At 72.4% G+C, this 7,734-nt stretch carries 8 protein-coding genes; 5 read left to right on the top strand and 3 right to left on the bottom strand.

Annotated elements, in window-relative coordinates; all coding sequences use genetic code 11:
• Window positions 1-102 precede the first annotated feature (102 nt).
• Window positions 103-1,047 carry an ABC transporter substrate-binding protein gene (locus ACFWP3_RS41030; protein WP_384231910.1) on the bottom strand — a complete coding sequence of 315 codons (945 nt, stop codon included), beginning with the start codon at window positions 1,045-1,047 and terminating at the stop codon, window positions 103-105.
• Between the two features lie 524 nt (window positions 1,048-1,571).
• On the opposite strand from ACFWP3_RS41030, the gene ACFWP3_RS41025 reads away from it, so the two are divergent.
• From ACFWP3_RS41025 to ACFWP3_RS41010, 4 genes are all read left to right on the top strand, one after another.
• Window positions 1,572-2,774 (top strand): NADP-dependent malic enzyme, encoded by a 1,203-nt coding sequence (locus ACFWP3_RS41025; RefSeq protein WP_384231908.1) that lies wholly within the window; start codon window positions 1,572-1,574, stop codon window positions 2,772-2,774.
• A 202-nt stretch (window positions 2,775-2,976) separates the two neighbouring features.
• Complete coding sequence (locus tag ACFWP3_RS41020; RefSeq protein ID WP_384231906.1) at window positions 2,977-3,939, top strand: zinc-binding dehydrogenase; 963 nt, start codon at window positions 2,977-2,979, stop codon at window positions 3,937-3,939.
• A gap of 50 nt (window positions 3,940-3,989) precedes the next feature.
• Window positions 3,990-4,199: a helix-turn-helix domain-containing protein gene (locus tag ACFWP3_RS41015; RefSeq protein WP_384231903.1), complete on the top strand. Its 210-nt coding sequence runs from the start codon at window positions 3,990-3,992 to the stop codon at window positions 4,197-4,199.
• A complete protein-coding gene (locus ACFWP3_RS41010) occupies window positions 4,199-4,771 on the top strand; it encodes a Clp protease N-terminal domain-containing protein (protein ID WP_384231901.1) in 573 nt (190 codons plus the stop codon). Before ACFWP3_RS41015 ends, ACFWP3_RS41010 begins: the two co-directional genes overlap by 1 nt.
• Window position 4,772: 1 nt before the next feature.
• Here the strand turns inward: ACFWP3_RS41010 and ACFWP3_RS41005 are convergent, their stop codons facing one another.
• A complete protein-coding gene (locus ACFWP3_RS41005) occupies window positions 4,773-5,693 on the bottom strand; it encodes a helix-turn-helix transcriptional regulator (protein WP_384231898.1) in 921 nt (306 codons plus the stop codon).
• A gap of 1 nt (window position 5,694) precedes the next feature.
• Complete coding sequence (locus tag ACFWP3_RS41000; protein ID WP_384231896.1) at window positions 5,695-6,636, bottom strand: DUF4097 domain-containing protein; 942 nt, start codon at window positions 6,634-6,636, stop codon at window positions 5,695-5,697.
• A gap of 165 nt (window positions 6,637-6,801) precedes the next feature.
• Here ACFWP3_RS41000 and ACFWP3_RS40995 point away from each other — a divergent pair, with 165 nt between their 5' ends.
• Window positions 6,802-7,599, top strand: a complete 798-nt coding sequence (locus tag ACFWP3_RS40995) for a hypothetical protein (RefSeq protein ID WP_384231894.1) — start codon at window positions 6,802-6,804, stop codon at window positions 7,597-7,599.
• Window positions 7,600-7,734 lie beyond the last annotated feature (135 nt).

The following is a 7,734-nucleotide window of genomic DNA, read 5'->3' as shown; positions in this document are numbered from 1 at the left end:
CGTAGGGGATGCCCGAGGCACCGGGCCCGGCCGGCGGAGTTGCGGCCGGACCCTTGTCGATCTTGTCAGTCACAATGACTGCCCTTCAGTGGAGCGCTCGGATCACTTGCCTGCGTTGATCGTGGCGGACGGCACGGCGCTGTCCTTCACGTTCCACTTCTCCAGGACCTTGGCGTAGGAGCCGTCCTTGATGATGGCGTCGAGGGCTTCCTTGATGGCATCGCGCAGCTGCGTGTTGTCCTTGGAGACGGCGATGCCGAAGAGGCCGACGTCCGCCTGCTCGCCGGCGACCTCGAAGTCGTTGCCGCCGCCGGAGGTCTTCGCGGCGTACGCGGTGACCGGGTAGTCGTTCAGGTCGGCCACGGCGCCGCCGGCCTTGACGCGGGTCTGCGCCTCGGCGTCGGTGTCGAAGGCCTCGATGGTGAGCTTCTTGTCGCCGCACTTCTCGGCCTGGGCCTTGAAGGTGTCCTCGTACGTGGTGCCGCGCTGGACGGCGACCGTCTTGCCGCAGAGGTCGTCGAGGGACTTGATGTTCTCCGGGTTGCCCTTCTTGACCAGGAGCGAGACGCCGGAGGAGAAGTAGTCGACGAAGTCGACGCCCTTGCCGACCTTCTTGCCGTCGTCGTCCAGGCCCTCCTGGCGCTTCTTGTTGTCCGTGATCGAGGACATCGCGATGTCCTGGCGGCCGGTCTCCAGGGAGGTGATCAGGCCGTCGAAGGTGCCGGAGGTGAACTGGAACTTCACACCGAGCTGCTTGCCCAGGGCATCGGCGATGTCGGGGTCGACACCGATGATCTTGCCGCCCTCGACGTACTCCATCGGCGCGTAGGCGGTGTCGGAACCGACCTTGATGACACCGGCGTCCTGGATCTTCTTCGGCAGCTTGGAGAACAGCGGAGCATCGCTCGTCTTCTCCTTGGCGGCGGAGCCGCTGTCGGTCTGGTCGCCACAGCCGGTCAGGATCAGGGCACCGGCGACCGCGATCGCGCCGACCGCGGCGATCCGGGACCGGGCGGCGGTCGTACGACGGGTGATGCTTGCGGTCATGAGCTGGTTCCTCCGGCTGGTGGAAAAGCACCGAAAAGGGGTCGGGCACGCACCATCGAGTGTCGCGACCTTGTGTGATTACGGCATCTTGCCATTCGGACTGGCGCATTCAGGCTGCCCATGAGGTCAAAATCAGATAACGGACACGCCCGGCTACCGAACAGGACTGCGGGCAAGGCGCCTCGGAGCCGCACAAACCCCCGCGACCAGGCGGTTCCGGCTCAGTATTTGCGGTGCGTCTCGCCCATTGGACACAAGGCTTTGGACTTTTAGCCAAAACCATGACAAGCAGCCTATGGTCGAGCCGGAATCGACTCGTCTGGGTGAGCGTTCATCCGGTAGAACAGATCCTTACACCCCTCATCCGGGGCTCAGGGCGCGCGTGCGGCGCGCCCGCGCGTACGAACCTCCCCTTCGCGGAGGCGGTCCAACCGCCGATGCGGAGTACGAACGCGGTGCCCGCCCACCCCTTAACCAGGAGTGGCCACCCTCAACGATTCAAAGGACTTAAGGGGTCACACAAAGTGGCAGCGGAGATCGTCAACCCTCACACCGACAGCGCGACCGACAACAACCCGGACGCGGTGTTCGCCCTGCACCGGGGCGGCAAGATGGCCATCCAGGCCACGGTCCCGGTCACCAACAAGGACGACCTGTCCCTCGCGTACACCCCCGGCGTGGCGAAAGTGTGCACCGCCATCGCCGAGCAGCCGGAGCTGGTGAACGAGTACACCTGGAAGTCCAACGTGGTCGCCGTCGTCACCGACGGCACGGCCGTGCTCGGGCTCGGTGACATCGGCCCCGAGGCCTCCCTCCCCGTGATGGAGGGCAAGGCCATTCTCTTCAAGCAGTTCGGCGGCGTGGACGCGGTCCCGATCGCGCTCGCCACCAAGGACACGGACGAGATCATCGAGACGGTCATCCGTCTCGCTCCGTCCTTCGGCGGGGTGAACCTGGAGGACATCTCCGCTCCCCGCTGCTTCGAGATCGAGCGCCGCCTCCAGGAAGCGCTCGACATCCCGATCTTCCACGACGACCAGCACGGCACGGCCATCGTGACGCTGGCCGCGCTGCGCAACGCCGCGAAGCTCACCGGGCGCACGCTCGGCGACCTGCGCGCCGTGATCTCGGGCGCGGGCGCCGCGGGCATCGCCATCGCCAAGATCCTGGTGGACGCGGGCATCGGCGACGTCTGCGTGACCGACCGCAAGGGCGTCGTCTCGGCGGACCGCACCGACCTGACGGACGTCAAGGCGGAGATCGCGGGCCTGACCAACAAGACGGGCCGGACCGGCTCGCTGGAGCAGGCCCTCGCGGGCGCGGACGTCTTCATCGGCGTCTCCGGCGGAACGGTTCCGGAGGAGGCGGTGGCCTCGATGGCGAAGGACGCGTTCGTCTTCGCCATGGCCAACCCGAACCCGGAGGTCCACCCGGACGTCGCGCACAAGTACGCGGCGGTCGTGGCCACGGGCCGCTCGGACTTCCCGAACCAGATCAACAACGTGCTGGCGTTCCCGGGCATCTTCGCGGGCGCGCTCAAGGTGCGCGCCACCCGGATCACGGAGGGCATGAAGATCGCCGCCGCCGACGCCATCGCCGGTGTCGTGGGTGACGAACTCTCCGCCGACTACGTGATCCCGTCGCCCTTCGACGAGCGCGTGGCCGTGGCCGTCTCCACGGCCGTCGCCGCCGCCGCCAAGGCCGACGGCGTGGCCCGCCTGGCCTGACGGCCGCGCTGAGCTGTACGGGCGGGGCCCGGCCGGAGCGATCCGGCCGGGCCCCGCCCTTTTGCGTGTCCGCCTTGTCGGTCCGCCGACTTCTCCGTGCCCGCCTTTTCCCGTGCTCCGGGGGCCCGGTGCGACGAAGGCCTCACCACCCGGGCGCCGGGAAGGCTGGAACCCCCGCCCTACCGAGCGGTAGCGTCGCGGCATGTTCGCTGCCTATGCCGCCCGAATCGACCGTGACCACCCGCTGAACGGCCTGGAGCTGGGCGAGCGCCCGACTCCCGTGGCCCGGCCCGGGTGGGTGACCGTCAACGTCAAGGCCGCCTCCCTCAACCACCACGACCTGTGGTCGCTGCGCGGGGTCGGCCTCGGCGAGGACAAACTCCCCATGATCCTCGGCTGCGACGCCGCCGGGACCGACCAGGACGGCAACGAGGTCGTCCTGCACTCCGTGATCGGCCAGAGCGGTCACGGGGTCGGCCCGGACGAGCCCCGCTCGATCCTGACCGAGCGCTATCAGGGCACCTTCGCCGAGCAGGTCACCGTGCCCGCGTGGAACGTGCTGCCCAAGCCCGCCGGACTCTCCTTCGAGGAGGCCGCCTGCCTGCCGACGGCCTGGCTGACGGCCTACCGGATGCTGTTCACCAACGCCGGGGTCCGGCCCGGGGACTCCGTACTCGTCCAGGGCGCCGGCGGCGGGGTCGCCACCGCGGCCATCGTGCTGGGCAAGGCCGCGGGCCTGCGGGTCTTCGCCGCCAGCCGGGACGAGGCCAAGCGCAAGCGGGCCGTGGAGCTGGGCGCCCTGGAGGCGTACGAGCCGGGCGCGCGGCTGCCGCAGCGGGTGGACGCCGTCATCGAGACGGTGGGCGCGGCCACCTGGTCGCACTCGGTGAAGTCCCTGCGCCCGGGCGGCACCCTGGTCATCTCCGGCGCCACGAGCGGCGACCGCCCCGCGCACGCCGAGCTGACGCGCATCTTCTTCCTGGAGCTGAAGGTGGTCGGCTCGACGATGGGCTCGAAGGACGAGCTGGAGGACCTGCTGTCGTTCTGCGCGACCACCGGGGTGCGGCCGGTCATCGACGAGGTGCTGCCGCTGGACCGGGCGCGCGAGGGCTTCGAGAAGCTCGCGTCGGGCGACCTCTTCGGCAAGATCGTCCTCAAGCCCTGATTGTCAACAAGGGTTGACACCACCTCCCGCGTCAACCTACATTGACACGCATGACGGAAGCCACTGATCTCGCCGAACGCGCCGGTGACCGTGACCCCCGCGTGGGCCTGCGTGCCGTGGCCGCCCTCCGCAGGCTGCTGGAGCAGCTGGAGGGCGTACAGGTACGCAGTGCCCGCGCGCAGGGCTGGTCCTGGCAGGAGATCGCGGCCGAGCTGGGCGTGAGCCGGCAGGCCGTGCACAAGAAGCACGGGAGGGTCTGATGTTCGAACGCTTCACCCGCGAGGCACGGTCGACCGTGACGGGCGCGGTGGCCGAGGCCCGGCAGGCCGGGGCCCCCGCGGTCACCCAGGAGCACCTGCTGCTCTCCCTGCTGGCCCTGGGCGTCCTGGACCCGCTGGGCGTGGACCGCACGGCGGTGGCCGCCGACCTCGCGGCGGCCCGCCGCCGGGGCGGCATGTCCCGGGCGGACGAGGAGGCGCTGGCCGGGCTCGGCATCGACCTCACGGAAATCGTCTCCCGGATCGAGGAGACCCACGGCGAGGGCGTGCTGGCGGCCCCGGCGCCGCGCAAGCGGACCCTGGGCGCCTCGCTCCGCTCCGCCCTGGGCCGCGCCGAGCCGGACGGCGGCGGGAACCGCCACGTCCCCTTCACCGAGGAGGCGAAGAAGGTCCTGGAGCAGTCCCTGCGGGTCGCGCTCGGCCGCAAGGACCACCACATCGGCGCGCTGCACCTGCTCCTGGCGCTGCTCTCCCGCCCCGGCACGGTCTCCGAGGTCCTGACGGACCACGGCATCACCTACGACACGGCGGAAACGGCCCTGCCGGCGGCCTGACCTATCCGGCCCGCAGCGTCGCCCCCAGCCGGGCGGCGGCGGCCGCGAGGTGGGCGCGGGCCTCGGCCAGCCGGGCCGAGGTCACCCCGTGGTCCCGCGCGGCGTCGCGCACCTCGTCGCGGAAGCGGTCCAGCAGCCGGTCCAGGTCCCGTGCCGGGTCTCCGGTGGGGGCCAGGTCCTCGGCCCAGTCGGTGTCGGCCACGGGGGGCTCGGCGGAGCCGGCCGGCGCTGCGGACCCGGGCTGCGCGCCCGGCGCCGTAGCCGTGCCGCTGCCGCTCCCGCCGAGCCACGCTCCGGCCAGACTGCCCAGCATCCCGCCCGACTTGGCGAACTGCTCCTGGAGCTGCCCGGCGATGCGCTGGACCTCCTCGCGGGCGCGCTCCTGGGCCTCCTTGGCCTGGCGGCGGGCCTGCTGGGCCTCCTCGCGGGCCCGGCGGCTCTCGTCCCTGGCCCGCCGCGCCTGCTCCTTCCACTCCTGGCGCGCCCGGCTCAGCTCCTCCTTGGCCGCCTTCCAGGACTCGTCCTCGACCCGGGTCGCCGACGCGGAGGCCGCTGCCCGCATCTCGCGCCGCAGTTCACCGGCGGCGCCGCGGACGTCGTCGCGGATCTCGGCGGCCAGTTCGGTCACCGAGTCGCGGATCTCCAGCTCCAGGTCGGCGAGTTCGCCGCCGCGGTCGGCCAGTTCGGCCCGGCCCGCCTCGGTGATCGAGTACACCTTGCGCCCGCCTTCGGTGGCGTGCGTGACCAGGCCTTCGGCCTCCAGCTTGGCGAGCCGCGGGTACACCGTGCCCGCGGAGGGCGCGTACAGGCCCTGGAAGCGCTCCTCCAGCAGGCGGATCACCTCGTACCCGTGCCGCGGGGCCTCGTCCAGCAGCTTGAGGAGGTAGAGGCGGAGGCGGCCGTGGGCGAAGACGGGCGGCATGTCAGAGCACCTTCTTGTCGAGCGCGAGGGGGGCGGCGGACGCGGCGGGGGTCTCGGCCTCGGCCGGCGGGCGGCGCAGCAGCGCGATGGCTCCCGAGACCGTGGTGGCCCGCAGGGTGCCGGTGCCCGAGCCGAGGGTTCCGGTGATCCGCTTGGCGCCCAGGTGGCCGGAGACCCGCAGGTCCTCGAAGGCGTTGGAGACGCCGCCGGTGGCGGTGTTGGCCTCCACCCGGGTGTCGGCGGGGTGCGGCAGCCGGATGGCGACCTGGCCGGAGACGGAGTTGACCGCGATGTCCACGGGGCGCGGGGCGGAGGGGTCGAGGTCCAGGTCGATGAGCATGTCGCCGCTGACCGAGTCGCCCCGTACGCTCACGCCCGCGCCGTCGACCACCGTCAGACCGCCGGAGACCGAGTGGAAGCCGAGGTCGCCGGTGACGGACTGGGCCTCGACGCTGCCGGAGACCGTGTGCGCCTTGACCCGGCCGGACAGCCCGGACAGCGTGGCGTCGCCGGAGACCGTGTTGACCGCGGCGCCGCCGGAGATCCCGGAGACGAAGGCGGTGGCGTCGACCACGCCGACCTCCACCTGCGTGCCGGCAGGGACGGTGAGGGTGACGGAGGCGCTGCGCTCCCAGGCCTTGCGGCCGGAACCGGAACCCGACCAGGCCTTCCAGGGCTTGGCCTCCCACCACTGCTTGAAGCCCTGGGCGCCGTTCCAGGGCAGGTCCTCGTAGGAAACGGTGAGCGAGCCGCCCTCCTGCACCACGTACAGGGGCGGCCCCTCGACCCCGGTCACCTCCAGGCGGGCCGGGCCCTCCTCGGCGGCGACCACGTTCACCGCGCCGCTCACGAGGCGGACGCGGAGCTCGGTCACCGGCTCCTCGAAGGTGAGCTTCTGCGCTTCGGCGATGTGCCACGTCGACTGCGACGCCTGCTCGGCCATGGGGCTGATCCTCCTCGTGCGTTCACGGACGGGTCTCGACGCACGCAACATATCGCGTCTTCTGAGGAACACGATATATCGCGGTCTGGGGAAGTCAAGCGGTCTGGGCTGCCGCCAAAGTCCCCCCTTTGGGCTAATTGGGGCGGTTTGCCTTAGCGTGTGGACATGCCGATCTCCCGGACCCCGGCCGGCGGACTGCTCGTCTGCCGTGCCGAGCCCCTCGCCGCCCGCCCCGCCGCGCACCTGCTGCGCGTCCGCCTGCTGCTCGCCCCGGCGGGCGGGTGGACCGCGCTCGTCCCCGAGGTCAAGCCGTGGCTCGACGGCGAGGGGACCGTGGCCGAGGTGCTCTCCGGCTGGGCCTCGGCGGTCGCGGTCGGCGCCAACTGGCCCGTGCTGAGCCTGTGGTGGGAGGGCGGGCGGACCGGGTTCGCCCTGGCGAGCGGGTTCCGGCGGACCGCCGCGTACGAGTGGGACGCGCTCGGCGGGCCGGCCGGCGAGCCCGACGCCATGCGGACCCTGGCCGCCCGGCTCGGCCTGGACCCCGTGCTCGACCTGGAGGAACTGGAGCGGCTGACCCGCCCGGCCGCCGATCCCGCCGTGGACGGGGAGGCCCGGCTGCTCGCGCTGATCGCCCTGCTGGGCCGCGCCGGTCTGGCGCTGCCCGCCGGACTGGCCCCCGGCGAACCCGCCGACCGGCTGCGGGAGGCGGCGCGCGTTGCGCGCGGCGCGGAGGCCGTGCAGTGGTCCGGCTGGCGCGACGCGGTGGAGCAGGGGCCGCTGGGGCCGTGGGTGCGCGGCCCTCGGGCCCGGCTGCTGGGCGCGGCCCAACTCGCGGCGGGCGCCCCCCTCCTGGCCTGGGCGGCCCACCGCCGAAGCCCCGGCTGGGCGGCGGCCGGCGCCGCCCTGGTCACCCAGGGCACGCTGTCCCTCGCCTACGACCAAACCCGCCGCCCCCGACCGTAGGCCCGGCCGACACCGCCCGATCCGGTCCCCTGGGCGCCGCCCGCCCCGCGCCTCAATCGCCGGCGCGGCTCAAGAATCGGGGCTCCGCCCCGGACCCCGCGCCTCAAACGCCGGCGGGGCTGGAGGGTGCCGGCG

It is taken from the genome of Streptomyces sp. NPDC058525 (assembly GCF_042719495.1).
In the GTDB taxonomy this organism is placed as follows: domain Bacteria; phylum Actinomycetota; class Actinomycetes; order Streptomycetales; family Streptomycetaceae; genus Streptomyces.
This window is presented reverse-complemented; position numbering and strand designations above follow the sequence as displayed.

Bases quoted from the DNA above. Each gene is read 5' to 3' on its own strand.
- ACFWP3_RS41030 (WP_384231910.1), bottom strand. From the start codon at position 1,047: ATGACCGCAAGCATCACCCGTCGTACGACCGCCGCCCGGTCCCGGATC.
- ACFWP3_RS41020 (WP_384231906.1), top strand. From the start codon at position 2,977: ATGTTCGCTGCCTATGCCGCCCGAATCGACCGTGACCACCCGCTGAAC.
- ACFWP3_RS41015 (WP_384231903.1), top strand. From the start codon at position 3,990: ATGACGGAAGCCACTGATCTCGCCGAACGCGCCGGTGACCGTGACCCC.
- ACFWP3_RS41010 (WP_384231901.1), top strand. From the start codon at position 4,199: ATGTTCGAACGCTTCACCCGCGAGGCACGGTCGACCGTGACGGGCGCG.
- ACFWP3_RS41005 (WP_384231898.1), bottom strand. From the start codon at position 5,693: ATGCCGCCCGTCTTCGCCCACGGCCGCCTCCGCCTCTACCTCCTCAAG.
- ACFWP3_RS41000 (WP_384231896.1), bottom strand. From the start codon at position 6,636: ATGGCCGAGCAGGCGTCGCAGTCGACGTGGCACATCGCCGAAGCGCAG.
- ACFWP3_RS40995 (WP_384231894.1), top strand. From the start codon at position 6,802: ATGCCGATCTCCCGGACCCCGGCCGGCGGACTGCTCGTCTGCCGTGCC.